Annotated in this window: 2 protein-coding genes; both read right to left on the reverse strand. The window is 44.8% G+C overall.

Annotated elements, in window-relative coordinates; all coding sequences use genetic code 11:
* Window positions 1–37 precede the first annotated feature (37 nt).
* On the reverse strand, window positions 38–931 hold the full coding sequence (locus SD70_RS32560) for an IS3 family transposase (protein WP_156158320.1): 894 nt from the start codon (window positions 929–931) through the stop codon (window positions 38–40).
* Window positions 901–1,193 (reverse strand): helix-turn-helix domain-containing protein (locus SD70_RS32565; protein WP_041052902.1); only part of this gene is annotated, 293 nt, incomplete at its 5' end. The genes SD70_RS32560 and SD70_RS32565, both read right to left, overlap by 31 nt.

The raw sequence follows: 1,193 nt of genomic DNA on the forward strand, positions 1-1,193 counted from the left end.
TGGTCAAGACCCCAAATAGCGGACATTGAAAAAAGCCCTAAGCTGCTAGCTGACGTCGGTACTCTGCCGGCGTCAGCTTGTTTAGCTTTCTTTGCGCTCTTTCGTCGTTGTAAAAATGAATGAATTCTTCAATTCGTCTTTGTGCTTCCTCGATGCTTCGGATATCATAAGGATAGAGGGCTTCCACTTTCAAATGTGAAAAGAAGCTTTCCATTGAGGCATTGTCATAACAATTGCCTCGTCGAGACATGCTGATTTGGGCGCCAACCTTTGGCAGCATGTCGTGGTATGCATGGGACGTGTACTGGCTTCCCTGGTCGCTGTGAACGATCAGTCCAGTCACGTCTTTATGCGTTTCAAAAGCCTTCCTGAATGTCTCTAATACAAGAGGATTGTCATTACGGTTGCTGATGTGGTAGGCAACAATTTCACCGTTCCAAAGGTCCTTGATTGCGGATAAATAAATGCGATCATCTAACACTCGATATTGAGTCACATCCGTTACCCATTTTTGATTCGGTTCTGTAGCATTAAAATCTCGCTGCAGCAGATTCTCCGCGATTCTTCCATCAGATTCAACTGCTTCACGTGTCGTACGATGAACATATTTACGACGGATGATTGCCTTAACCCCTAATTCTTGCATAAGCCGTAGTACCTTCTTATGGTTCACACACAGGCCGTACTGTCGGTACAATTCGTCCTGTATCCGCCGATATCCAACCGTCTTCTTACGCTGATCATAAATGGCTAGAATCTTCTCCTTTAGATCAGCGTCAGGATCTACGTCTTTGCGTCTCAAGTAGGAGTAGTAGCTGCTCCTAGAGACATTAAGCATGTTGCACAACTCTACGACTGGATAGCGCCCAGCGGCGGCTTCAATGATTCTATACTTTCCGTTCACACCCCCTGTTTCCAGATTTGCAAACACTTTTTTAGAACATCATTCTCTCGTTTGAGCTTCGCTACATACCGATCTTGATCCAAGTACTCCTCACGACGTCCTCGTTGATCCAGGAGTCCAAACTCACCTAATTGCTTATATTTCCTCATCCATTTTTTGACCCGATCCTTGTCATGAATTTCTAAGTGCTCAGTAATCTGCCGATACGTCCACTTCTCCTCCATATGAAGGCGAATAGCTTCTTTCTTCAATTCCTCTGGATACTTTTTAAACTTCTGACCCTTGACTG

Origin of the sequence: Gordoniibacillus kamchatkensis (assembly GCF_000829455.1) — a bacterium.
GTDB lineage: Bacteria > Bacillota > Bacilli > Paenibacillales > NBRC-103111 > Gordoniibacillus > Gordoniibacillus kamchatkensis.